This is a genomic window from Seleniivibrio woodruffii (assembly GCF_004339245.1).
Classification (GTDB): Bacteria; Chrysiogenota; Deferribacteres; order Deferribacterales; family Geovibrionaceae; genus Seleniivibrio; species Seleniivibrio woodruffii.
In genome coordinates this window covers 983,951-1,009,325 of sequence record NZ_SMGG01000003.1, presented here as the reverse complement: position 1 = coordinate 1,009,325, position 25,375 = coordinate 983,951, and the positions used below count along the sequence as shown (strand labels likewise).

Here is a 25,375-nt window from a genome sequence, read left to right as displayed (position 1 = left end):
CGAGGGCTTATGCCCGTGGCAGTCTCATCGAGTGAGATTGCCGCGTCGCGTCGCTCCTCGCAATGACCGCCGATTTTCTCAGGAGCTAATATGAAACTTCCCCTTCATCTCGGAATACACTGCCACCAGCCGGTGGACAACTTTTATCATGTGGTGGACATAGCCGTTGACCAGAGCTATCGTCCCTTCTTCGAACTGCTGCTGAAAAAGCCCGCCCTCAAGGTGAGCGTGCATTACAGCGGATGGCTGTTCGAATACATTAAGAAACATCATGCAGACCTGTTCGGCATGATGCAGGAGGCCAACAGAAACGGACAGACGGAGTTCTTCTCCGGCGGGTTCTATGAGCCTGTGCTGGCCGCCATCCCCTCCCGTGACCGCAAAGAGCAGATAAAAAAGCTCAACGGTTTCATCGAGGATAATTTTCAGGTGTCGCCCAAAGGTCTGTGGCTCACCGAGCGGGTGTGGGACAGCTCCATAATCCCCGACTGCGCCGACTGCGGCATAGAATACGTCATAGTGGACGACTATCATTTCATCGCCGCCGGATTCTACGAATCCATGCTCCACGGACACTTCAAAACCGAGCAGGACGGACGGGAGATGCTGATATTCCCCATCAGCGAAAAGCTGAGATATATGATACCTTTCAGGCCTGCGGCGGACGTTGTTCAGTATCTGGGCGATATAGCCGCCGAGGGCGGAAAATCACTTACGATATTTGATGACGGCGAAAAATTCGGTCTCTGGCCTAAAACCCACGAATGGGTCTATGAAAAGGGCTGGCTGAACAGCTTCGTTGATGCGGTCGACAAGAGCGGACACAGCGAATTTGCACTGTTCAGAGACACGGTTCAGGCGGTTCGCCCTGCACAGATAGCCTATCTGCCCACCGTCTCATACTTCGAGATGGGCGAATGGTCGCTCTTCTCCGAACGCACCGCAAAGATGGAAAAATTCGTCAAAGAGACTGAAAAACTCCACGAGGACGACACGGCGAAAGTGTTCGTAAAGGGTGGAATCTGGAAGAATTTTTTAGTAAAATACCCTGAATCAAACAGGATACATAAACGCACGATGAAACTGTCAAAGGATGCAGACAGGCTTAAGGATGCAAGACTCTATGAAGCTCTTTACAAAGCCCAGTGCAACGACGTCCTGTGGCACGGAATCTTCGGCGGTCTCTATCTGCCGAACCTTCGCAACAACGCCTACAGGTTCATAATCGAAGGCGAAAAACTGGTTGAAGAGCTTGAAAAGCCCTCCTACCCTTCCGTTTCCGTCGATGATTTCGATTTCGACGGCTACGAGGAGGCATACGTCCGCACTCCGGAGCTGAATTTCATGTTCGTATCCGTTGATGGCGGTCAGCTGGTGTCCATCGAGGACAAGGTAAACTGCTATAACTTCCAGAACACTCTGGCACGCCGCAAAGAGGCATATCACGAGAAGATGCTGAACCCAGCAGAGCCGGAAGAGACTGAGGAGACCGAAGAAACCGCCGAAGACGACGGAATAGCCACAATCCACAACGACAGCACTGAAGTGAACGAAGAGCTTACGAAACATCTTATATACGACTGGCACAACAAGAACAGCTTTATCGACCATTTTGTCCACCGTTTCGATGCGGAGGAGTTCCGCAATATGAGCTTCGGCGAGATGGGTGATTTTGCCAACCGCCCCGCCGAAATGGATGTCAAAACAGACGGAATAACTTTCACGAGGACAGGCGGGCTGTACAGATACGATCAGAAAACACCCTGTACGGTCACTAAGGAATACTCATTCGATGAAAAGGGACTGAAACTGAAACTGAAAGCCTCTGCAGAACTTGACGAGGAGTTGGACTACGTAATGGAGATGAACCTCCATTTCAACGACCTCGAAAACGTGCTCATCAACGGAAAAGATCCGCAGGAGAGCGAAGGGCAAGCTCTGACTAAAGTCGAATTAGGAGAAAAACATACACCGTCGAAGATTTCACTTGAAATAAGCAACGGTGCGAAACTATATTCATATCAGGTGATGACTGTTTCCCAGTCCGAAAGCGGCGCAGACCTCACCCGACAGGGCATCTGTCTGCTGTTCCCCTTCCGTTTCAGAAAAAATCTTGAGCTTGAATGCAGGCTCACACTGGGCAGGTGACAGATGTCGGAACTCAGATTTGACCCCGTTAAAAAAATATGGTCGGTGATTGCTTCCGAAAGAAGCCGCAGACCTGAAGATTTTCTGGTGCGCAGGCTCACCGCAAACGGCGAACATACGGAAGTGTGCCCCTTCTGCCCCGGCAGCGAGGACAAGGCCGGACAGGAGATTTTTTCGCTGAGAGATGCGCAGGGCGACTGGCTGACAAGGGTCGTTCCGAACAAATATCCCGCATTCCGCATTGAAGGGGAACTGCAAAGGTTCGCCCACGGAATGTATGACTGTGTGGCGGGCATAGGCGCACATGAAGTGGTGATCGAAACCCCGAAACACCACATGAACATAGGCAGCTACACCGACAAGGTTTTAAAGGATGTGTTCACCACCTTCAGAGAGCGTGTGCTCGACTTGAAAAAGGACACAAGATTCAGATATATAATGCCTTTTAAAAACTACGGGACTCTGGCGGGCGCAAACCTTGAACACCCCCACTCCCAGATAATTGCACTGCCTGTTACGCCGGATATTGTTAAAACAAAGCTCACATCGGCGCAGGAGCATTACAGAAATAAAGAACGCTGCATTTTTTGTGATATACTGAATCAGGAAAAGGACGAAGGAAGCAGAATAGTCTATGAGAATCAGGATTTCACAGCCTTCTGCCCCTTCGCATCGTCTCTGCCGTTCGAGGTTCTTATTTTCCCGAAACGGCACACCCACTGCTTCGAAAAATCGGACGATTCGGAGCTGAGCGGGCTTGCGGATATCGTCCGTGAGGTTTTCAGAAGACTTTACAAATGTCTGGAAAACCCGCCCCTTAATATGGTGGTACACACCTCGCCGCCGTCAGTCAGAAGACCTTCTCAGCCGAACTACTGGCAGAGCATCGAACAGGATTTTCACTGGCACATAGAGATTACGCCCAGACTCTCAGGCATTGCCGGATTTGAGTCGGGAACAGGATTCTTTATAAACCCCGTGTCGCCGGAGAGTGCGGCAGGGTTCTTAAAAGGAGTGAACTGACAGAATGATAGCCGTGCATATCACCAGCGAGGTCTACCCCTTTTCCCGAACGGGGATGCTGGGGGATTCCGTTTTCGGACTGGCAAAGTCTCAGGCTTCACTTGGACAGGAAACAGTCGTGTTCTCGCCCATGTACACCTCGGCAGGGTGCTACGAACCCTATGGCCTTGTCAAGGGACGGGATATAACCGTTTATGCGGCCGGGGTCTGCTATTTTTTCACAACCTTTTCAACACAGCTGGACGGCGTGCGCTACGTCTTTTTTAATAATGAGGAACTCTACAACCGCAGATACATCTACGGAACCTCCAGCTATGACTACTCCGACAACGACATCCGCTACGGCATGTTCTGCATGGCCTCCCTGCAATACATCAGAGAGGAGAGTATACATCCCGATATCATCCACTGCCACGAATGGCAGGCGGGACTTGTTCCTGTGTATAAACACCTTTTTTATGAAGATATTAAAGCTAAAATAGTCTTCACCATACACGACATCACCTTTCAGGGGGTCTTCGGCAAGTTCTCCATACAGTCGCTGGGGCTTCCATGGGAAATGTACAACATTGAAGAGCTTGAGTTTTATGAAAATATAAGCCTCCTGAAGGGCGGAGCGACCCATTCGGACTTCATAACCCTTCTGAGCCCGACCTACGCAAAAGAGGTTCAGACCGAGGAGAACTCTTTCGGTCTGGGCTCGTTCATGGCGAAGTTTGAAGACAGAATAGAGGGCATTCTGGGCGGCATAGACTATGATAGGTTCAATCCGGAGACCGATCAGTTCATCAAAATGAACTACAATGCGGACACCGTTCAGCATAAACTTGTCAACAAAGAGGATTTTTTGTCAGAGACCGGACTCGGCAACACTGAGCTTCCCCTCTTTCTGCTGGAAACGAAATTTACAGAGCGCAAGGGGCTTGAGCTTCTGGCCGACTGTGCGGACAAACTTGCCGAAATTCCTGCAAATTTCGCAATTCTGGGCTACGGCGAACCAAAGTTCTGTTCAAAATTTAAGGAAATAGCAAATAACCATAACAATGTCTTTACATCCATCGGTATAAGTGAATCTATGCTCCACAAAGCCTATGCGGCAGCGGACTTTGTCCTGCGCCCCTCACTTTCCGACCCCTGCGGCAAAAGCCAGATGCTTGGAATGCGCTACGGCGCTCTGCCTGTTGTCAGACGCACCGGAGGCCTCATCGACACTGTTGTCGATATCGAAGACGGAGGCTACGGATTTTTCATGGACGGATACAGCCGTCACGACCTGATAAAACAGATCAACAGAGCAGTGGATTTTTTCCAAAATAAGGCTATATTGTTTGAATATGCCGCCAAAGTTATGAGGCTGGACTTCTCATGGATGAGAACGGCGGAGAAATTTATCCTATTGTATCAACGGATTCTTGGAGGCAGCTGATGAAATTTGAGGATATGAACAAGGCAGAATTATACGAGATTGCCAAAAAATTTAATATTAAGAACAGAAGCGCAATGACAAAGGAAGAACTGGCCAATGCTCTGTCAAAATACGACAAGACCGTTTCGAGCAAAGGAGCCGCTCAGGAGAGCGTTTCCAGCCATGTCACCGCTGAAGCGAAGAACGAACCTCAGCCGCTGAAAAAAGAGTATCCCATTCCGGATATCTACAACATAAATACCGTTGTGCTCCTCCCCGTTAACCCCAAAAAGGAATACGTATATTGGGAGGTCTCCGACAAGACCATGAACGAATTCTGCCGCAGCTACAACACCGCAGATCCCATCTTTATCCTCAAGGTGTTCACAGGCGAAGAGGACAATATCGCCGAGCTGGCCAGCGTCCGTGTGGGCAAATACGGCAACTGGTATTTCGACCTCTACTGCCCCGACCAGAGACTCTGGGCTGAAATAGGAATGCTTGACTCAATGGGAAACTACCACACCATAAGCACCTCCAAGCGCATTAAAATGCCCACCGACCGCATCAGCGACCTCATCGACGAGGAGACATGGATGACAGTCGGCGAAAACATAGAAAAAATATATCATCTTTCAGGTGTGACCGACCTTCAGAAAGAGGAACTGCTCTCCAGTGCCAGAATGCACTCAGAGCTGTTTAAAAAACTACATCAGACCGAGGGCGGAATGTCCTCATCCTCACTTACACGCAAAGGCGGTGAATAATGCCGAAAGGTTACTGGATGCTGGTGCTTCACTCGCACCTGCCGTTCGTAAAGCATCCCGAATACTCGTATTTCCTTGAAGAACAATGGTTTTATGAAGCAATATCAGAAACCTACCTGCCCATTTTGAGATATATGAAACAGATGGAGGACGAAGGAGTCCACTTCCGTTTCGCAGTTTCCGTCACCCCTCCCCTTGCGGAGATGATGTGCGACGAGCTGCTGATGAAACGCTATGAGGAACATCTGGAAAAGCTTATTGAGCTTTCGGAAAAAGAGATTGAACGCACCAAGGGAACCTGTTTCGAAGGGCTTGCCCACATGTACAGAAAGAGGTTCGGCGACCTCAAAGAGTTTTACTACGGCTGGCTGGACAGAAGCCTCATAAAAGGATACAAACATTTCCTTGAAAAAGGGAATATAGATGTCATCACCTGCGGGTTCACCCACGGGTTCCTGCCGCTTTTAAACGACAACCTGAAAGCTGTACGTGCGCAGATAGAAATGGCGGTCAAAAGCCACACCGAAAAATTCGGCAGAGCACCGAAAGGAATCTGGCTGCCGGAGTGCGCCTATTTTGAAGGGCTGGATGAGGTTCTGGCGGAATACGGCATACGCTATTTCTTCGTGGATACCCACGGCGTTCTCTATTCCAAACCACGCCCCAGATTCGGCGTTTACGCACCGGTCTACACAGAGTCGGGAGTTGCGGCGTTCGGGCGTGACTACTACTCGTCAAAGCAGGTCTGGAGCTCCAAAGAGGGCTATCCGGGCGACGCTCACTACAGAGATTTCTATCGTGACATAGGCTATGACCTTGACCACGACTATATAAAACCCTACATCAGCCCTGACGGCGAAAGGGTTTTCACCGGACTGAAATATCACCGGATCACAGGCGATTCGGACTTTAAAGAGTTTTATCAGCCGGAAATAGCGTCTCTGAAGACAGTTGACCATGCAAAACACTTCGTTGCGGGACGTGAGAAGCAGATAGAGGAGATCGCAGAACTCATCGACAGAAAACCCATGGTGGTCTCTCCGTATGATGCCGAGCTTTTCGGCCACTGGTGGTTCGAAGGGCCTGAGTTTCTCTATAACGTATTCAAGGAAATGGACAGATCGGACACCGTAAAGGCTATCACTCCCCTTGAGTATCTGAACGAATACTCCACAAATCAGGTGGTTAAGGTCAACCCATCGTCATGGGGCGACAAAGGCTACTATGACGTATGGCTGAACCGTGGCAACGACTGGATATACAGACACCTTCACTTTATGTCCGACAGCATGGTGAACCTTGCAAAATATCATCACGCAACTGCTGACGACACTATCCGCAGATGCCTGAACCAAATGGCCAGAGAGCTTTTCCTCGCACAGTCCAGCGACTGGGCGTTCCTCATAACAACCGGAACGGCCATAGAGTACGCTGTGCAGAGAACAAAAGAGCACATCTATAACTTCCTGCGCCTTAAGGATATGGTTGAAAGCAGGGATTTTGACTACGGCTTCCTTGAGACCGTTGAACAAAAGAATAGTATTTTTAAAAATATGGATTTCAGAATTTACTGCTAAGGAGAGGAAAATGATCAGCAAAAAGATGCTCAAAGCACTGAACAAACAGCTCAATTTCGAGCTTTACTCCGCATATGTGTATCTGGCCATGGCGGCCAACGCAAACACTATGGGACTTAAAGGCTTTTCAAACTGGTTCCACGTTCAGTTTCAGGAGGAGCTGTTCCATGCGGACAGATTCTACAACTATATCCTCGATCAGGACGGAGAGGTTGAACTGGAGCAGATAGACAAGCCCAAAAAGGAATACAAAGACGCTCAGGAGCTTTTCGATGTCAGTCTTGAACACGAAAGGGAAGTCACCAGAAGAATTTACGACATCGCCTCTCTGGCTCTTGAAGAGAAGGATCACGGCACACACAGCTGGATACAGTGGTTCATCACAGAACAGCAGGAAGAGGAAGCGAACGTTAAGGATATCAAAGATAAGCTGAAACTGGCGGGCAGCACCGGACAGGGTCTGTTTATGATCAACACCGAGCTTGCGGCAAGAGTGTTCACTCCCCCCGCAGTTCCCTGAGAAAATTTAGCAATACAAAGCCCTGCTCCGGCAGGGCTTTTTTATGACCAGTTTTCAAGTCGGAGACCGTCTATTCTTTCAAATTCATTCGTATTGTTTGTAACAAGGGTAAGCCCCAGTGACATGGCATGGGCGGCAATCAGCATATCCATTGCACCGATAATCCTGCCCTCTTTTTCCAGTTTTGCCCTGATCTCACCATACTTAACAGCCGCAAGGCTGTCGAAGGACAGTATATTGAGAGGAGAAACAAACAGAGCGAGTGCGTCCCTGTTCTTTTCAGAATGCTGACTTTTACAGACACCATATTCAAGTTCTGCAAGGGTGACAGATGAAATGGCTATCTCTGAAACGGAAAACGTTCTGAATTTTTCAATGATTTCAGGTGGTCTGCGCTTTATGATGTAAATGCAGATGTTGGTGTCAAGCATATACATCAGAAGCCTTCCCTTTCCTGCACAGCCGGCTGATTTCTGTTATCCATGAAAGAATCGTCAAACATGGACAAACCTTTCTCAAAGTTGTCCCAGACTCCGGATTCCGGAATGAGAATAAGCATATTGCCGACCTTTTTGATGATGACCTCATCAACATCAAGCTGATACTCTTTCGGAAGTCTCACCGCCTGACTGTTGCCGCTTTTAAACACTTTTGCACTGCTCATGGCACACCTCATGTATATACTATAAAGTATATACATTTTATTTCAACAGTAAAAGTGTGAGACCCTTCGGCTGTGCCTCAGGGTGACTGGATTTTGCTCTTGGCCGGATTTTTATTCTTTGTTTTTTAGAACCGAGCAGTTCAAGGCGGAAGATAAAAAATATGCGGAGTGTACACGAATGTACATGAGCAATATTTTTTAGCTGACAACGACGAAATGCGAAGCGTTATAAAAAGCAAAAAAAAGCCGCTCAAAAGAGCGGCTTAACTTATTTACCCATATTCTCCAGAAACTCGACGTTCGTCTTCGTTCCTTTCATTTTATCCAGCAGGAACTCCATGGCATCTATACTGTTCATATTTGCCAGGAATCGGCGGAGGATCCAAACTTTGTTCAGTTCCTCTTTGGTCAGCAGAAGTTCCTCACGGCGAGTGCCGGACTTGTTGATATCAAGAGCGGGGAATATACGGCGCTCAACCAGTCTTCTGTCGAGGTGGAGTTCCATGTTGCCGGTACCTTTGAATTCCTCAAAGATAACCTCGTCCATTCTGGAACCTGTGTCCACAAGGGCTGTGGCGATGATCGAGAGTGAGCCGCCCTCTTCTATGTTTCTGGCCGCACCGAAAAATCTTTTGGGCTTATGCAGTGCGTTTGAGTCCACACCACCGGAAAGAACCTTGCCTGAGGGCGGTTCGATGGAGTTGTAGGCTCTGGCCAGACGGGTGATGGAGTCCAGAAGGATAACTACGTCCTTTTTGTGCTCCACGAGTCTTTTTGCTTTGTTAAGAACCATTTCGGATACCTGAACGTGTCTGTATGCAGGCTCGTCGAAAGTTGAGCTGATAACCTCTGCGTTAACCGATCTCTGCATGTCGGTAACCTCTTCGGGACGCTCGTCTATAAGAAGGATTATGAGGTAAACCTCGGGATGGTTTTCGGAAATTGCGTTTGCGATGCTTTTAAGCAGCATGGTCTTACCGGTTTTGGGAGGAGCCACAAGAAGTCCCCTCTGGCCTTTACCGATGGGTGAAATGAGGTTCATTATTCTGGTTTCGTATGCTGCGGGTTTGTATTCGAGTTGGAGTCTTTCTTCGGGGAAAAGGGGCGTAAGGTTTTCGAAAAGGGTGCGCATTCTGTTTGCGGTCTCAAAGTTTACCTCTTCGACCTTAAGCAGTGCGAAATATTTTTCATTGTCTTTAGGGGGTCTTATCTCTCCGGCAACCGTGTCGCCGTTTCTGAGGCCGAATTTACGTATCTGAGCGGGGGAAACATATATATCATCGGGTCCGGGCAGGTAGTTGTAGTTGGGTGAGCGGAGGAAGCCGAAACCGTCCGGCAGAATCTCCAAAACCCCCTGACCGTATATCTGTCCGTTTCTGGCACTGGTGGTTTTAAGGATTTCAAAGATGAGTTCCTGTTTGAGCAGGCCGTCGGAGTTTTCTATTCCGACAGAATCCGCAATAGTGACAAGCTCTTCAATAGCTTTCTTCTTAAGATCGGTAAGATTCACGAGTTTCTCCATTAAGATAATAGTATAAAAGGTTGTATCGAATAACGTTCATGTAAATTAACAACGGGTTGTTTAAAATTGAATCCAGTTTTTATTTTATGATTAATTTTCGGGAACGATCTCCGCTTATGGTGTGCGGCATAAGGACTGTATATGCTTTGATATATTTAATCCCAGAAAAGGCGGATGTCAAGCTATCATTTTGTTCAGTCTGTAAAAAACAGAAGTGTAAATCCACCCCGACCCTCCTTTACTAAAGGAGGGAGCAGTATCCTTTAATTTGCTGTTTAGATGCAAGCAGTACAAGGAAGATGAGCCGAGAGGGCTGCGAGCATACAAAGCAAGTATGTGAGCAGTTCCGAGGCGAGACTGACGAAGTAATGCACCGCATATAAAAAGCAAAGAGGGGGCTGATGCCCCCTTTATCAGAATTGATATATCACAAGTCCTGTCTGCAGTTTCGGGTAGAAGTAGGTAGACTTCTGAGGCATGACCATTCCGCTCTCGGAAATCTCCCTTACTATTTCAATGTCCACACCTTTCAGAATGAAGCCCACGGCCTTTTTATCGGCGGCGAGTTTTTCAATCTGCTCAAGGGTCTGAACGAAGTAGACACCCTCTTTTTTGAGGAGTCTTTCATCGCTGACGTTCAGGAATTTCTTCATGATGCCTTCCTGAAGCAGGTATGTATCGACCTTGCGGTAGACCTGTGCGAGGTTCTCGATTACCTCGTCGTTGGCCTTGATACCGTAATAGGTGTTGTCGTAGTAGATTGCCATTGTGCGTTCGCCTGAGGCATCGTTAACGTATGCGTCGGCTGCGGCGGCATCTGCCAGCTTTTCAATGGTGAAATCGAAGCGCAGTTTCTCTTTGAAAGCCTCGAAGCTGAATGATGAATCCACTTCAAGCACCCTGTGGGTGGGGAAGATCTTCAGACCTTCGTCGTAGAAGTTCACGAACATCATCATGACGTAGTCGTAGGGCTTCTCCTCTTTCTCCATGTCCGCGTTCTGCTCACGGGCATAGTCTCTGTAGTTCAGAGCAGTTTCATATCTGTGGTGTCCGTCGGCGATGTATATTGCCTTGTCCTTCATGAACTCTTCGATCATGCGGACTGTGTTTTCGTTCTGAACAGACCAGATGGTGTTCTTAACGCCGTCATCGTCCATTGCAGACGCTGTGGGCATGTTCTTTTTTGCCTCGTTGAAAACGAGGTTCATGCGGTTATCCTTGTCCATGTAGAGACCGAATATCTGGCTGAAATTGGTTTTGCAGGCCTTCATCAGCTCAAATCTATCCTTTTTGGGACCGGAAAGGGTCTTTTCATGGGGATAAACAGAGCCTTTGCCCAGCTCTTCTATTTTCAGAAGGCCGACGAAGCCTGTGCGGACGTATTCTTTTCCGCCGTAGGTGTAGACCTGCTCATAAACATAGAATCCGGGTTTCTGGTCTTTAACGAGTATCTTGTTGTCGAGGTACTCTTTGTAAAGTGCGGCAGCATTGGCATATTTGTCGTCTGCGCCGTCGGGCAGATCCAGTGTCACAACGTTGTAGGGGCTTTTATCTTTCAGCTCCTGTTTCATTTCGGGAGAAATGACGTCATAGGGAGGGGCAACAACACTCTTCAGAAGCACTTCCTCAAGATTGTAGCGTACGCCCGCAAAAGGTCTTACAATAGACACTGTATCCTCCTAATTTACTGTAAGTTTGGCAAATTTTCTCTTGCCAACCTTTAAGACATATTCACCCTTATCAAGGGCGATGTCAATATTTTCAACCCTGTTACCGTCCAGATATACCCCGCCCGCCTTGGCTGTGCGTCTTGCTTCGCTGTTGCTGGGGGCAAACTGGAGTTTTCCGATGATATCAACAAGTTTATCCTCGGAAGATGCGGTAAATTCTACCATATCTTCGGGGTTTTCATGCTTTGAGAAGATCTTCTCAAAGTTTGTTCTCGCTTCGGCCGCCTCTTCTGCGGAATGGAAACGGGTGATTATCTCAACCGCAAGTTCCTTTTTTGCTTCCATGGGGTGCTTTGAGCCGTCTGCAACGGTTTTTTTCAGCAGTTCGATCTCCGCCATGGATTTGTCGGAAAGCAGCAGATAATATCTGAACATCAGCTCATCGGAAACGGACATCATCTTGCCGAACATGTCGGCGGGGGATTCCGCAATACCTATGTAGTTGTTCAGAGATTTGGACATTTTGTTCACGCCGTCCAGACCTTCCAGAATGGGCATCGTGATGGCTATCTGCGGGGACTGTCCGTAGGTTCTCTGGAGGTCACGTCCCACAAGAAGGTTGAATTTCTGGTCTGTTCCGCCCATCTCAACGTCGCTGCGAAGCTCAACCGAGTCGTAGCCCTGAACCAGCGGATAGAGGAATTCGTGTATGCTTATGGGTTTGTTGTTTGAGTATCTTTTGGAGAAATCATCACGCTCAAGCATTCTGGCAACGGTATACTGGGAGGCCAGCTTTATCATATCCTGAGAGCTCATCGCTCCCATCCATGTGCTGTTGAACGCAACTTCGGTCTTTTCGGGATCGAGAATCTTAAATACTTGTTCTTTATAGGTTTCGGCGTTGGCGAGAACCTGCTCTCTGGTGAGGGCTTTTCTGGTTTCGCTTTTTCCTGTGGGGTCGCCTATCATACCTGTGAAGTCACCGATAAGGAAAATAACCTGATGACCAAGGTTCTGAAAGTGTTTCATTTTCTGGATGACAACGGTATGTCCGAGGTGCAGGTCCGGTGCGGTGGGGTCGAATCCCACTTTGACCCTGAGAGGTTTGTTCTCTTCATACGATTTCTGAAGTTTTTTCAGCAGATCCTCTTCGCTGATTATCTCCTCAGTTCCACGTTTGATCAGTTCCAGTTGTTCTTCCGGTCTTAGCACTTTGCCTCCGGCCGTTTCGGCCTTTATTGAAATAGTCTTTTGTTATAGCTGATATTAATTGAATGTTCAAGAGCGGGTTGGTTATTTTTCACTCACATGCCATACAGGAACTTGTCAACCAACGGCGCATAAAACAGATAAAGTATTGCCGCCGCTGCGATAAACGGCCCGAAAGGCATTATGATGTTTTTTCGGCCGGAAACAGCCTGAAGGGTTATTCCGAACACTGCCCCCATAAATGCCGAAGCGAAGATAACGAAAAAAACGGATTTTATACCCAGCATGGCACCGACAACAGCCATAAGCTTTATGTCGCCGCCGCCCATGCCCTCTTTTTTGCGTATGAGCTTGAAAAGATAGGACGGGATGAACAGGCCGAGAAAACCTGCCAACGCACCGTAAAGTGGAAATTTGAAGCCGTAGAGCAGATATGTCAGCAGAAAGCCTATGACAAAACCTGCGATGTTCAGGCTGTCGGGAATTATGCCGCATTCAAAGTTCTCGTCCGCTGCAGTGAAAACGTCCGCAAATGCCGCCGCCAGCATAAAGAACACAACTGCGCATCCGTGCCACATGGTCAGCGTGTTGCCGAATTTTATATAGCAGGCAAGAAACAGCAATGCCGTCAGCAGTTCCGTAAGCGGGTACATTATTGAAACGGGGGTTTTGCAGTTTCTGCATCTGCCGCCGAGGATGAACCATGAAAATACCGGGATGTTATCGTAAAACCTTATCTTCTGTCCGCATTTGGGGCAGGAGGAAGGGGGGAATGCAATGTTGAGCCCTCTGGGGAGGCGATAGGTAAGCACGTTCATGAAACTGCCTAAACATGCGCCTATGAAAAAGATATAGATACCTTTAAGTATGTCCACGGCTGTGCTTAGTTACCGTCTTTCAGGGCAACTTCTATGACAAAGACCTCATCGCCGACCTTGAAGGTCATTCCGAGGCAGTGAACGTTCTTCTGTTTGCCCACCATATGGTCTTTTCCCATCACAACGTTGGGGATGGATATTTTGAACCGCACACCTGTGCGTGAAAAGATCTGTTTTGCGCCGCCTGCTATCATGTTGAGTATCTCGCCAACGGCATCCATAACGTCTTCGTCCATCTTCTCTTTCTTTTCGCCGATGAACTTTTCGACAACTTTCAGAGCCAGAGATTCCGTCATGCTGATTATGATAAAGCCTGTGGAATCACCCGCCAGACCTATTATTCCGGAGATGTCATAAGGGAGTTTTTCATTGGTTTTGACATAAAGCTGCCCACGCACAGGGTCGATACTGAGCATGGTTCTGAAGACTTCGCATGTTGATGTTATGAAGGGGTTAATGTGTTCCGCTTTCATTACCTATATCGCTACAATCACAATGTTGTTTTCATCAGCAAATCTGATGCATTTGTCTATGTCCACTACGAAAGTTCTTCCTGCCTCCACAGCAAGAACAACTCCATTATTATCTGATAAAATTTTTAATGTGTCAACCCCTACTGTAGGGATATCGAATCTCAGATCCTGTGACGGTTTCGCACATTTAACAACAACCGCACCCTCTTTTGCCAGCCTGCAACCCCTTTCAATGGCGAGGTCTGTGCCCTCTATGGCCTCAAGAGCCATAACGGCTTTGTTCTTTATGACCACTGTCTGGCCTATGTCCAGCCTGCCAAGTTCTTTTGCGGTGTCATAGCCGAAAGCGATGTCCTCTTCCTGCTCTTTCGTGGGGCGTTTCTTAGTATAGATACCTTTTTCCAGATAGAGACTGTCCAGAGCGTAGGTCTGATCCATGATCTGCATGCCGTTTTCGGTTATCAGCTTGCAGACAGCGTCCATGACAGTGTCGTCTTTGCGGTTTCTCAGTCCCGCCAGAATCTTTACAGCCAGCAGATCGAACTTGAGGTTTGAGTAGATGAGCGTCTTGTTCACCTTTCCGGCGAACAGGACGCTCTCAGTGTTATATTTTTTCAGTAATTTCAGAAGTTTGCCAATCTGGGTCACACTTATCTTTTCAAGGTCTATTCCCTGAACATCTGAGAACCCGATGCTGACCGCTTCATCCAGAGCAACAACGAGAACGCTGTGTCCCTTTTTAAGCAGATTTTCTGCGGCAAGCTTGGGCAGGACACCATATCCTGCTACGACGGCAACTTTCAAAATCAGCCCCTTACAAAACTTCTCTTGCTGTCTTTGATGAAGTCGATGAACTCCAGCACCTCAGGATAGGGATGCAGGAACGACAGTTCTTCGGGCAGATCGACAAGTTTAACAGTCAGATCCATATAAATGGAAAGAGCACGCTTCAGCTCCATTCTGACCTCAGGTCCGATCCCTCTTCTCTTAAGACCGACACTGTTAAGCCCTTCAAGCTCAGCAGGTGTTCCCGCAAGCATACAGAAAGGGGGTGCGTCCTTAAGCAGGGTTGCTTTTCCGCCTATCATACAGCCGGAGCCGATACGCACGAACTGGTGCGCTGCGGCGAATCCGCCCATGTTTACAAACGAACCCACACGGCAGTGACCGCCGAGTGCTGAAAAGCTGGTCATGGTCACGTTGTTTGCGAGCTTGCAGTCGTGGGCAACGTGTGCGTATGACATGATGAAGCAGTTATCGCCTACAACAGTCTCCCACACGTCCTCTTTTGTTGAGGCTCTGTGCACTGTGCTGAACTCACGGAAAAGACAGTTCTTCCCGATTATCAGTTTTGTGTCTTCGCCTTTAAAGCTGTAGTCCTGAGGGTCGCCGCCGATATGGGCGTTCATGCAGACCCTTGTTCCGTCGCCGACAACAGTGTCACGTTCAACAACAGCGTTGTAGCCGACTATAACGTTCTCACCGATAACGCAGTTTTTACCGATGAAAGCGCCCTTTTCAATTACGGCACTGTCAGCGATCTGCGCACTGGGGTGTACTATCGCATCCTTATGAATCATAACCGACTCCTGAGTATCTTCATCATATTTCCCCTTCAGTTAAAAGGGGGTTAAGGGAGATTTGTATTCTGACATTCCCATCGGATGAGACTGCCGCAGGCCTACGGCCTTCGCTGTGACCGGATCTCTCTAGCCGGCTCTCATTATTGCTGTCAGTTCGCCTTCACATGCAAGCTGGCCGTCAACAAAAGCTTCGCCCTTGACCTTTACGAGGTCTTTTTTCTTTTTAAGAACTTTTATTTTCATAACAAGCTGATCGCCGGGAACAACCTGTTTGCGGAATTTTACGCCGTCAACACCCATGAAGAAGAAGAGAGCGTTCTCCGGAACCTCCTCAGCGGTTGAAATGGTATGTATTCCCGCAACCTGCGCCATAGCCTCGACGATGAGCACGCCGGGCATAACGGGGTATGAAGGGAAATGTCCCTGAAAGAAGGGTTCGTTCATTGTTACGTTCTTGATAGCGGTTATACTTTCGCTGTCCATCTCCAGAACCCTGTCAACAAGCAGAAAAGGGTATCTGTGGGGGAGTTTTTTCATTATTTCTCTAATGTCCATCATTGTTCAGTTTCCTCTCAATCTCTTCAATCCTCTTAATTGTGTCGGGAAGTCCGCGCAGAAGCAGAACCTCACGCAGCCAGCCTTTTCTGGATGTGTGGGGGAATCCTGCGTATATTCCGGGCTTGTCGATGTCGGAGATCACCCCGCACTGTCCGGCAAGCATTGTCTTTGAGCATATATTCAGGTGGTCTGCTGCGCCTGAGCGTGCGCCCATGATAACATAGTCGCCCAGCGTCGTGCTGCCTGCCAGAGCCGCCTGCCCTGCCATGACACAGCCTTTGCCGAGCACACAGTTGTGCCCCACCATACATTGATTGTCTATCTTCGTGCCTTCGCCTATGACAGTGTCGGAGAACTTACCTCTGTCAACACAGCTGTTTGCACCTATCTCAACGTCGTCACCCAGCAGAACTCCGCCCACGTGGGGAATTTTTACGTTCTTTCCGCCACGCTGGTAGAATCCGAATCCGTCGGCACCGATAACGGCACCGGAGAGCAGGAGCACCCTGCTGCCCAGTTTTGAGCCTGAATAGATGCTTACGTTGGGGTGGATGTCGCAGTCGTCGCCCATGACAACGCCGTCGGCGATGGTCACGTTCGCACGGATAACGCAGTTATTGCCGATGCGCACGTTCTCGCCTATGTATGCAAAGGCATCGATGAAAACGTTTTCGCCTATCACGGCGGATTCGGCAACATGTGCTTTGGGGTGAATGCCTGATTTGCGCTGAACGGGATAGATTGCGTTCAGAGCGGCAACAAGAGCCATTTCGGGGTCGTCTGCGGAGATGAAAGTCTTTCCGCTGACGGTTTCCGTTCCGGTCTTGACCAGAAATGCGGCGGCGGGGGATTCGAAAATGCCCTCCGGAAGATCCTTCACAAGAAGAGGAACCAGAGCTCCCGCTTTTATGTCCTCAAAAGAACAGACACAGAGAATCTCTGTGTCTGCCCCGTGAAGTATTCCGCCTGTCTTTTCAGCAAGAACAGACGCTTTCATTATTTTTTCTGCTGTTTGAATACTGTGTTGTATCTCTGGATAACAACGTCTGTTATGTCAACCTTGGGGCTGAGGTAAAGAACACCGGAAGTGTTCTGCTCAAGGATTATCTCGGTGTCAAGCTCCTGACCCAGAGAGGAGATTATCTTCAGAACGTCGTCCTGAATGGTTTTAAGATATCTCATTTCCAGTCTTTTAAGCTCTTTCGCATAGTCGTCCTTGTTCTGGTTGAAGTCTCTTATCTGGCGCTGAATTTCAGCTCTCTTTTTCTCTTTGTAGTCTTCGTTTGCCACGTTTTCCTTAGCGGCATATTCCTGCTGGTTCTTTTTGATTGCTTCGTTCAGAGCGGACAGTTTTTTATCGTATTCATCGGCCTTGGCCTGAAGTTTACCCGTTACATCTTTTCCGCCGTCAGATTCTTTCAGAACTTTCTGGAAATCCAGAACACCGATTTTTGCATATGCCGATGCGGAGAAGACCGCCATTATCAGCAAAAGAAAGAAAAGTTTTGTTCTCATAATATAAAAATCCTCCTATTGGATATTATCAACTTATATCATACCGCCGATGGAAAACTCCCATCTGCCTTTGTTCGAAAGTCCCTCAGAGGAATCGGGGTTAATAGGCTGTCCGTACTCAAATCTGAGCGGGCCGATGGGGCTGTACCAGCGGAAGCCTGCACCGTATGACCTTACAAGGTCACGCTTGAAGAACGCTTCGTCTGAGTCATACGCCTGTCCCTGATCGAAGAACACAACGCCCATTATCTGCGCACTGGGAATTACGGGGAAGATAAGCTCGAAGTTGTTCTGGATGAACTTAGTACCGCCGAACTTGTTTCCGTCGTCGTCCGCGGGGGAGATGTCGCCGTATTCATAGCCTCTGATGCTGTACATACCGCCCAGTCTGTAGCGTTCTGCAATGGGTGCGTCCTTGCCGTCGAACATCTGGATGTATCCGCCTTCAAGATGCGCCATCAGAACGACTTTCCAGAAAAGGGTCACATACTGGGATGTTTCCATACCCAGCTTTCCGAAGGTATAGTCACCGCCCATGGGGCCGCCTGCCAGTTTCAGGAACAGAGTGCTCTGGTTACCTTTTGTGGGCAGATAGGGGTGGTTGGTTGTGGACCATTTCAGTGAGGGGGTAAGGCTTATTATCTTGGACTCGCCCTCCTGCGCCTTGATTATGTCGGCTGCATAGTCCTCTATGTTGGCAATTTCGTTCTCTTCATATCTGAATCTAACGCTGCCGTAGAGCTTGCGCTTGATGAGCTGGTGCCCCAGTCCAATAGCGAAACCTTTTGACTTCTTGTCGTAGTCGTCGTATTCCCTGTTGGTTTTGAACAGGTCGAGGCTGAAGCTGTAGGGTCTGTCGAACAGCCAGGGGTTTACAAAGCTGATGGTGTAGTCAGCTCTGGAGCTTGAGAACTCGCCCTTGGTGGTCAGTTCATAGCCCTTGCCGAAAAGGTTCTTCTGTGTAACGGACACCGTACCTATCAGTTTATCCACACTGGAATAGCCCGCCGCAAGGCTGAACATTCCTGTCATTTTGTCGTTAACGTCAACGTCGAGGTCGATCTGATCCTCGGCCACTCTGGTTTCCGCAACCCTTACCTGATCGAAGAAATCGAGGAACTCAAGGTGGCGTTTGGAATCTGAAATGAGTGCACTGTTGTAAAGCTGTCCTTCGACAATATCAAACTCACGTCTGATAACGTTGTCTCTGGATTTCGTGTTTCCTCTGATGTTGATCCTGTTGATGTATACCAGATGGTTCTCTTCGACGCCGAACTTAATGTCGATTGTTGCGGCATCGTCCTTCATTGATGTGTCGGGGTCAACGTTGGCATAGGCAAAGCCTTTCTGGGTGAAAACCGACGTCACTGATTTGATGTCGTTCTGGAACATTTCAACGTTGAACCAGTCGCCTGTCTTAAGGGAGACTGACTTCTTCAGCTCATCCAGCGTGGCATGCTCATACCCGGAAAACTCAATATTTGCAACCTTATATCTTATGCCTTCGTTTATCTTTAATGTGATGTATATTTTTTTCTTATCGTCAGAGATAACTATGTCAGGTTCGCCCACCTGAACCTTGGCAAAGCCCTCTTTGAGGTATATTGCCTTTATCTTTTCAAGGTCGGTGCGCAGTTCGGTCTTTTTCAGCTTGCCGGAACCGGAAAGCCATGACCAGAAGCCTTTTTTGCTTGTTTCGATGGATTTAAGTATCTGCTTTTTGGAGAAATATTTATTTCCGACGATCTTGATGTCATATATCTTGGCCTGAACGCCTTCGTCAATGCTGTAGACAATGTCAACCGAGTTGTCGTTTCTGTCCTCAACCTCAACATTTATCTTTGCGGTATAGAACTTCTCGTCGGCATATTTTTCCTGAATCAGGGCAAGGTTGGTCTCAACCTTTTTGCTGTCCAGAAGCTGTCCCGCCATGGGGTTTACAGTCTCTTCGAGAATTCTGGTCTTTATTTCGGAGTTACCGTTGAAATAGACACTGTTCACATAGGGCTTTTCGGATATCTGATAAACAAGCACCAGCCTGTCCTCGTCAACCTTCATGTCCACTGCGGCATCAGTCACCAGACCGGATGCGAACAGAGACTTTATGCTTCTGTCCACTGCGCCCAGATCGAACTCGGTGCCCTCTTTAACTGTGTATTTTTGAATAGTAGCGGTGGGTACCCTGCGGTTTCCTTTTATCTCCACAGAGTCAATGGTGGCTGCAAGTGCGTTAAATGAAAAAAGAGTTATTAACGCAATAAAAAAAAAATTTGTTTTCATGCCGACTCCACAACTTCCAGTATTTCCCTGATTCTCTGATACTTCACTTTCGCCATGCTCTTGTTGCCTATGAGGCGTGCGGTGGATTCCAGCATTGTTTCAACCTCCACCAGACCGTTCTTTTTAAGGGTCTGGCCTGTGGACACAAGGTCGACAATGAAATCCGAAAGCCCGACTATGGGCGAGAGCTCTATTGAACCGTAAAGTTTTATTGTCTCAACAAAGACACCCTTTCCCGCAAAAAAGTTCTTTGTGAGGGAGGGATATTTTGTTGCCACCACCATATCGTGGCGATATGAGTGGTCGCTGTCTTTCAGTCCGGCAACACAGAGACGGCAATAGCCGAATCCCAGATCGAGGTATTCATAAACGTCTGCGGCGGATTCCAGCAGGATGTCCTTGCCCACAACGCCGATGTCGGCTGCGCCGTGTTTGACGTAGGTGGAGACGTCCATATTTCTAACCATCATGAACTTGATGTTGTTCACTTCGTCGTGGAAGGTGAGCATGCGGGAGTTGAAATCCACAACCCCTTCTCTGGTTATCCCTTTTTTAAGGAAAAGCTCAACGGTATCCTCAGCAAGCCTGCCTTTGGGCAGGGCAACGTTTATGCAGTCGTCAGTTCTCATTATTCCTTAACCCTTGCAAGGCTGGCTCCGGCCCCGCTCAGTTTTTCGACAAAGTCCTCGTAGCCTCTGTCGAGGTGATAAAGTCTTGATATTTCGGTTTTGCCGTCGGCCATCAGCGCAGCTATAACAAGGCTGGCGCTGGCACGCAGGTCGGAAGCCATAACAGGTGCTCCCGTGAGTCCCTTAACGCCTCTTATCATTGCTGATTTGTCTTTCAGCTTGATGTCGGCTCCCATACGCTTAAGCTCGGCAACGTGCATGAATCTGTTTTCGAATATGTTCTCGGTTACCACAGAGAACCCGTTGCCCACTGTCATAAGGCTCATGAACTGCGCCTGCATGTCTGTGGGAAAGCCGGGATAGGGAGCTGTTGAAACGTCTGTGGAAACAAGTGGTTTTGTTTTTGTAACCCTGATTGTGGTGCTGTTTATTCTGTCGATCTGGAGGCCTGTTTCGGCTATTTTGTCCAGAGTGGTGCGCATAACGTCCACGGGCACGTTGGTTATCTCAACACTGCCGCCCGCAGCACCCACACAGCAGATGAAGGTTCCGGCCTCGATACGGTCGGGCATGATGGCGTAATCTGTGCTGTAAAGCTTTTCAACGCCCATTATGCGGATTTCGCTGGTTCCCTCTCCGGTTATCCTTGCGCCCATCTTTTTAAGGAAGCGTGCAAGATCAACAACCTCGGGTTCCTGTGCGGCGTTGCGCAGAACAGTTTCGCCATCTGCAAGGCATGCCGCCATCATTATGTTTTCGGTGCCTGTCACCGTTACTATGTCAAAGTTGATTATTGCGCCTTTCAGCTTGGGGCATTCCGCATAGATGTAGCCGTGTTCAACGACTATCTTTGCGCCCATGGCTTCCAGTGCTTTCAGGTGGAGGTCAACAGGACGCTCGCCTATTGCGCATCCGCCCGGCAGAGATACCTTCGCCCTGCCCTTTCTGGCCAGAAGCGGCCCCAGAGCAAGCACGCTGGCTCTCATTGTTTTAACAAGCTCATAGGGAGCTATGTAGCCTTCATGGTTGTACTGGCTGTTTATTTTAACCGACTTGCCTGTGCGTTCGGAAGATATTCCGAACTCGTTCAGCAGTTTCAGCATTGTTGCGATGTCAACAAGTTCGGGAGCTTCACTGATGTTGTATTCTCCGTCTGCCAGAATAACTGCGGAGAGGATGGGAAGTGCGGCATTCTTTGCGCCGCTGATGCGTATTGTGCCGCTGAGTTCACGGCCGCCTTCTATTACAAGTTTGTCCAAGCAAGTACCCTTTCTATCCCTTGATAATCTTTGATTTTTTTATAGTTGTTCTGTTTAAGCAAAACCGCTGCACTCTCGTGCTGACCCTGTCCCAGTTCGAAAAGAGCCACCCCGTTTATATGGCATAAATCGGGTATCATGTCCAATAGTTTTTTGTAGAACAAAAGCCCGTCGCCGCCGTCACTCAGAGCGTTTTTCGGCTCATATTTCAGTGACTTCGGCGAAGCCTCCCACTCTTCCTCGGTCAGGTAGGGCGGGTTACAGGTTATTATATCATACTTTTCGCATACATATTCTGTCAGACGCAGGGCATCGCCCTGAATCAGACGGTATCGTCCGGCGGCGTATCTGTTCAGGTTGATATCCGCCACCGCCAGCGCATCCGCACTTATATCCAGAACGTCGGCCGTCCAGTCAGGCATTTCATGCAGTATCGCCGCAGGAATGCACCCCGACCCCGTACAAACATCCAGTATCTTCAGACTACGACATCCCTTAAAGTGCCGGAGGGCTTCGCTGACTATGAGTTCCGTTTCGGGGCGGGGTATCAGCACCCGCCCGTCCACATACATATCAAGACCGTAAAATGATTTGTTATTTATGACATATGCCAGCGGCTCGCCTTCGCCAAGCCTGTCCAGCATTTTCTGAACGTCCTCCGAGACCGTCACATCATCCGACAGATGCAGAGGAACCTTTGAATATTCGATATCGAAAGCCTTTGAGGCAAGCTCAAGGGCATCGTGTCTGTTGGGCAGATAATTTTCACGGACGAAGCCGATAAACTCCGCCAGCTTCATCAGAGACCCGATTCTCTGAGCCTTTCCGCCTGATCGAAGGCGATCGTAGCGTCGATCATCTCTTCCATCTCGCCCAGCAGAAATCTGTCGAGGTTGGCGGATTCCTTTATACGGTGATCCGTAACCCTGTTCTGGGGAAAGTTATATGTTCTGATCCGTTCGCTTCTGTCGCCTGAACCCACCTGAAGTTTTCTGCTGGCCGCCTCTTCTGAGTTCTTTTTCTCTATCTCAACTTCAAGAATCCTTGATTTAAGCAGTTTCAGTGCTTTCTCACGGTTTTTGATCTGGCTTCGCTCATCCTGACAGGTGACCACTATTCCCGTGGGAATGTGTGTCATACGCACGGCAGAGTCTGTGGTGTTGATGTGCTGTCCGCCTGCGCCGCCCGCACGGTAAACGTCCACACGCAGGTCTTTCTGCTCGATCTGAACGTCAACATCCTCGGCTTCCGGAAGCACCGCAACGGTACATGCGGATGTGTGGATACGTCCGCCCGATTCGGTCTCAGGAACACGCTGAACCCTGTGACCTCCGGCCTCAAATTTCAGCTTGCTGTATGCGCCGTAGCCTTTGATAAGAGCCACAACCTCTTTATAGCCGCCGACGCCGGTGTCGTTGAAATCAACTATCTCAACCTTCCAGCCGTTCATCTCGGCATAGCGTGAGTACATTTTAAGAAGCACCGCCGCAAACAGGGAGGCCTCGTCGCCGCCGGTTCCGGCTCTTATCTCAAGGAAGATGTTCTTGTGATCGTAGGGGTCTTTTTTCAGCAGGAGTTTTTTAAGCTCTCCCTCCATGCGCTCCAGAGCGTCCTTGTTCTCCTCAAGCTCCATTTCCGCAAGCTCAACAAGGTCTTTGTCATCGGACGACGCAACGATCGCCTTCGCCTCTTCCAGAGACTTTTTAACGGCCATATACTCGTCATATTTCTCAACGACGGGGCGCATCTCCGCATGATCCTTGGAGGTCTTCATGAAAAGCTCCTGATCGGATATCACATCCGGATCGGTGAGCCTTTTGGTCATTTCATCAAAATTTGCTTTTACTTCCTGCAGTTTGTCAAACATGTATTCCTCAGTCTACTATTGTTATCCCTTCGGTGGGTATCTCCATGTCAAGTGAAGCCCTGATGGAGATGAGAGCCACTTCGAGCTGGCTGTCGTCCGGCTCCTGAGTGGTTATCTTCTGGAGCATAAGCCCCGGCATTATCAGAAAACGTACAACGGGGTTCTTGTGGAACTTTCCGCTGAGCTTAAGTATCTCATAGCTTACACCCGCTATGATGGGGATGAAGAAGAGTCTTGCGCCCAGCTTAACAAGGAAGTGAGCGTCGTTGGGAATGAGCGAAAAGGTCAGTATGCACACCAGCATCAATATAATAAGGAAGCTGGTTCCGCAGCGGGGGTGAAAACGGCTCATCTTTCTGGCGTTCTCAACGTTCAGCTCCACGCCCTCTTCGTAGGCATAGATCGCCTTGTGTTCCGCTCCGTGGTACTGAAATACCCTCTTTATGTCTTTCAGAAACGATATCCCCCACACATACAGCACGAAGAATATCACCCTGATAACGCCGTCCACTGCATTATACAGCAGAGACGAAGTATGGAGGCTCGGCAGCAGGTGCTTCATCAGCTCGGTTATCTGCAAGGGCAGATAGATGAACAGCAGAAGCCCCAGACCGATACCCATCGCCATGCTGAAAAATGTGGCGGCCTTGCTCATGTGCTCTTCGCCCTCACCCGTTGAATGGTATGCACTGAAATTAAGCGCACGGATGCCGAGGATAAGTGAATCATAAAGGGCTATCAGGCCTCTTATGAGGGGTTTCTTGAATATTTTGCTTCTGTCCAGCTTAACGTCCTCTTTTTTAAGGACGATCTCGTTTTCGCTCTTGCGGACGGCTATGACGAATCTTTCGGGTGCACGCATCATGACCCCTTCGATTACCGCCTGACCGCCGATGTTTGGTTTTGACATTATTAGTTAACTCCATTTTTGCCTCCCCTTTCACAAAGGGAGATTTACATTCGTTATTCCCAACCGTCATTCTGAACGGAGTGAAGAATCTCTGTCAGAGACTCTTCGTTACACTCAGAGTGACGAGCATCTCTATCCATTCAGATTAGTTGAAATATAAGATATTAGAACAAAAACGCTAAAGAAAGTTTTTGATGTCTGTAAATTTTTTACGGATTTCCTTCGCTTTGCCGCAGGTGAACTGGCCTTCGGGGCAAGCACCACGGACACATCCGGGGCCTGCATCTCCGAAAATGGAGGGAGCCTCTTTCCGGCAGAGTTTCAGCATTTCAAAGGACATCTCACGGATCTCCCACTGCGCACGCTCGCAACAGCGGATTGAGAAATAGTGGAGAAGTTCCCTTGCGTTCATTGTGATGATTATTTTGGTTTCGCATGCGTTGGGCAGAACATACCTTGCGTCCTCCGCAGGCACTCCGGCCTTAAGAAGAGCATCATATGCCTTGCCTATCTCAGCCATGGCCTTTTCATATTCAGCCAGAAGTTCAGGGTTTTCCGCAACGGTATGGGGAGTGATATACTCAAACTCGTTTCCGTGTTTAACATAACGCTGGGATTTCTGAGAATAGCTTGCGATTCGATGGCGGACGAGCTGATGTGTCAGGGCACGGGAGACACCCTCCACGCCGAATGTGAAGTTCAGGTGCTCCAGTACCGAATGGTGGCCCATGGACACTATCTTATGTATGAAGTCCGACTGTTCCTGACCGCTGATCTTTTCCAGCAGTCCGTCAATGTCGGACGCAGAATAGCACAGTTTAGCGGCCAACGCAGAAACAAGCTCTCCGTCGGCTGTCTTTGAAATCAGCTTAACATTAAGCCCTTGCCTGCGATTGCCGCTGTTTTCCATGCAGTATA

25 protein-coding genes are annotated in these 25,375 nt (G+C 48.7%); 6 read left to right on the top strand and 19 right to left on the bottom strand.

From position 1 onward, the window contains the following. Positions 1-90: 90 nt before the first annotated feature. Genes C8D98_RS04815 through C8D98_RS04790 form a run of 6 tightly spaced genes read left to right on the top strand, consistent with a single transcriptional unit; the run spans position 91 to position 7,440 of the window. Positions 91-2,148, top strand: a complete 2,058-nt coding sequence (locus C8D98_RS04815) for an alpha-amylase/4-alpha-glucanotransferase domain-containing protein (RefSeq protein ID WP_132872525.1) — start codon at positions 91-93, stop codon at positions 2,146-2,148. A 3-nt stretch (positions 2,149-2,151) separates the two neighbouring features. Further along, positions 2,152-3,171: a galactose-1-phosphate uridylyltransferase gene (locus C8D98_RS04810; RefSeq protein WP_132872523.1), complete on the top strand. Its 1,020-nt coding sequence runs from the start codon at positions 2,152-2,154 to the stop codon at positions 3,169-3,171. 4 nt (positions 3,172-3,175) lie between these two features. Further along, on the top strand, positions 3,176-4,597 hold the full coding sequence (locus C8D98_RS04805) for a glycogen synthase (protein WP_132872521.1): 1,422 nt from the start codon (positions 3,176-3,178) through the stop codon (positions 4,595-4,597). Next, positions 4,597-5,343, top strand: coding sequence for a DUF4912 domain-containing protein (locus tag C8D98_RS04800; protein ID WP_165871213.1), 747 nt, complete (start codon positions 4,597-4,599; stop codon positions 5,341-5,343). Before C8D98_RS04805 ends, C8D98_RS04800 begins: the two co-directional genes overlap by 1 nt. Beyond that, a complete protein-coding gene (locus tag C8D98_RS04795; RefSeq protein ID WP_132872517.1) occupies positions 5,343-6,920 on the top strand; it encodes a glycoside hydrolase family 57 protein in 1,578 nt (525 codons plus the stop codon). The genes C8D98_RS04800 and C8D98_RS04795 overlap by 1 nt, the downstream gene beginning before the upstream one ends. A 10-nt stretch (positions 6,921-6,930) precedes the next feature. Beyond that, complete coding sequence (locus tag C8D98_RS04790; RefSeq protein ID WP_132872515.1) at positions 6,931-7,440, top strand: ferritin; 510 nt, start codon at positions 6,931-6,933, stop codon at positions 7,438-7,440. A gap of 41 nt (positions 7,441-7,481) precedes the next feature. On the opposite strand, the gene vapC is transcribed toward C8D98_RS04790, so the two are convergent. The 19 genes from vapC to thyX form a co-directional block, all read right to left on the bottom strand. After that, entirely contained in the window at positions 7,482-7,880 is a 399-nt protein-coding gene (gene vapC / locus C8D98_RS04785; RefSeq protein ID WP_132872513.1) for a type II toxin-antitoxin system tRNA(fMet)-specific endonuclease VapC, read from the bottom strand. Then, complete coding sequence (gene vapB / locus C8D98_RS04780; RefSeq protein WP_132872511.1) at positions 7,877-8,104, bottom strand: type II toxin-antitoxin system antitoxin VapB; 228 nt, start codon at positions 8,102-8,104, stop codon at positions 7,877-7,879. Before vapB ends, vapC begins: the two co-directional genes overlap by 4 nt. A gap of 268 nt (positions 8,105-8,372) precedes the next feature. Next, positions 8,373-9,614 carry a transcription termination factor Rho gene (rho, locus tag C8D98_RS04775; RefSeq protein WP_132873004.1) on the bottom strand — a complete coding sequence of 414 codons (1,242 nt, stop codon included), beginning with the start codon at positions 9,612-9,614 and terminating at the stop codon, positions 8,373-8,375. Positions 9,615-10,039: 425 nt separating this feature from the next. Next, positions 10,040-11,296 (bottom strand): DUF1015 domain-containing protein, encoded by a 1,257-nt coding sequence (locus C8D98_RS04770; protein ID WP_132872509.1) that lies wholly within the window; start codon positions 11,294-11,296, stop codon positions 10,040-10,042. Between the two features lie 9 nt (positions 11,297-11,305). Then, the gene (tyrS, locus tag C8D98_RS04765; RefSeq protein ID WP_132872507.1) at positions 11,306-12,508 is read right to left on the bottom strand and encodes a tyrosine--tRNA ligase; all 1,203 of its coding nucleotides are present in this window, start codon (positions 12,506-12,508) and stop codon (positions 11,306-11,308) included. 92 nt (positions 12,509-12,600) lie between these two features. Next, complete coding sequence (locus C8D98_RS04760) at positions 12,601-13,380, bottom strand: prepilin peptidase (RefSeq protein WP_207891239.1); 780 nt, start codon at positions 13,378-13,380, stop codon at positions 12,601-12,603. Between the two features lie 8 nt (positions 13,381-13,388). Beyond that, positions 13,389-13,856, bottom strand: coding sequence for a chemotaxis protein CheX (locus C8D98_RS04755; protein WP_132872505.1), 468 nt, complete (start codon positions 13,854-13,856; stop codon positions 13,389-13,391). A gap of 3 nt (positions 13,857-13,859) precedes the next feature. Then, the gene (locus C8D98_RS04750; protein ID WP_132872503.1) at positions 13,860-14,660 is read right to left on the bottom strand and encodes an LpxI family protein; all 801 of its coding nucleotides are present in this window, start codon (positions 14,658-14,660) and stop codon (positions 13,860-13,862) included. Between the two features lie 2 nt (positions 14,661-14,662). Continuing rightward, entirely contained in the window at positions 14,663-15,436 is a 774-nt protein-coding gene (gene lpxA, locus C8D98_RS04745) for an acyl-ACP--UDP-N-acetylglucosamine O-acyltransferase (protein WP_132872501.1), read from the bottom strand. 129 nt (positions 15,437-15,565) lie between these two features. Continuing rightward, entirely contained in the window at positions 15,566-15,997 is a 432-nt protein-coding gene (gene fabZ, locus C8D98_RS04740) for a 3-hydroxyacyl-ACP dehydratase FabZ (protein ID WP_132872499.1), read from the bottom strand. After that, positions 15,984-16,994, bottom strand: a complete 1,011-nt coding sequence (gene lpxD / locus C8D98_RS04735; protein WP_132872497.1) for a UDP-3-O-(3-hydroxymyristoyl)glucosamine N-acyltransferase — start codon at positions 16,992-16,994, stop codon at positions 15,984-15,986. The genes fabZ and lpxD overlap by 14 nt, the downstream gene beginning before the upstream one ends. Further along, positions 16,994-17,512, bottom strand: a complete 519-nt coding sequence (locus C8D98_RS04730; protein ID WP_132872495.1) for an OmpH/Skp family outer membrane protein — start codon at positions 17,510-17,512, stop codon at positions 16,994-16,996. Before C8D98_RS04730 ends, lpxD begins: the two co-directional genes overlap by 1 nt. Before the next feature lie 33 nt (positions 17,513-17,545). Then, the gene (gene bamA, locus C8D98_RS04725; RefSeq protein ID WP_132872493.1) at positions 17,546-19,792 is read right to left on the bottom strand and encodes an outer membrane protein assembly factor BamA; all 2,247 of its coding nucleotides are present in this window, start codon (positions 19,790-19,792) and stop codon (positions 17,546-17,548) included. Then, the gene (hisG, locus tag C8D98_RS04720) at positions 19,789-20,421 is read right to left on the bottom strand and encodes an ATP phosphoribosyltransferase (RefSeq protein ID WP_132872491.1); all 633 of its coding nucleotides are present in this window, start codon (positions 20,419-20,421) and stop codon (positions 19,789-19,791) included. The genes bamA and hisG overlap by 4 nt, the downstream gene beginning before the upstream one ends. Next, positions 20,421-21,680, bottom strand: a complete 1,260-nt coding sequence (gene murA, locus C8D98_RS04715) for a UDP-N-acetylglucosamine 1-carboxyvinyltransferase (RefSeq protein WP_132872489.1) — start codon at positions 21,678-21,680, stop codon at positions 20,421-20,423. Before murA ends, hisG begins: the two co-directional genes overlap by 1 nt. After that, positions 21,665-22,480, bottom strand: coding sequence for a peptide chain release factor N(5)-glutamine methyltransferase (gene prmC, locus C8D98_RS04710; protein ID WP_132872487.1), 816 nt, complete (start codon positions 22,478-22,480; stop codon positions 21,665-21,667). Before prmC ends, murA begins: the two co-directional genes overlap by 16 nt. Next, positions 22,480-23,547 carry a peptide chain release factor 1 gene (gene prfA, locus C8D98_RS04705; RefSeq protein WP_132872485.1) on the bottom strand — a complete coding sequence of 356 codons (1,068 nt, stop codon included), beginning with the start codon at positions 23,545-23,547 and terminating at the stop codon, positions 22,480-22,482. Before prfA ends, prmC begins: the two co-directional genes overlap by 1 nt. Positions 23,548-23,554: 7 nt before the next feature. Continuing rightward, positions 23,555-24,457: a DUF1385 domain-containing protein gene (locus tag C8D98_RS04700; RefSeq protein WP_132872483.1), complete on the bottom strand. Its 903-nt coding sequence runs from the start codon at positions 24,455-24,457 to the stop codon at positions 23,555-23,557. A gap of 178 nt (positions 24,458-24,635) precedes the next feature. Further along, complete coding sequence (gene thyX / locus C8D98_RS04695; RefSeq protein ID WP_132872481.1) at positions 24,636-25,367, bottom strand: FAD-dependent thymidylate synthase; 732 nt, start codon at positions 25,365-25,367, stop codon at positions 24,636-24,638. Positions 25,368-25,375 lie beyond the last annotated feature (8 nt).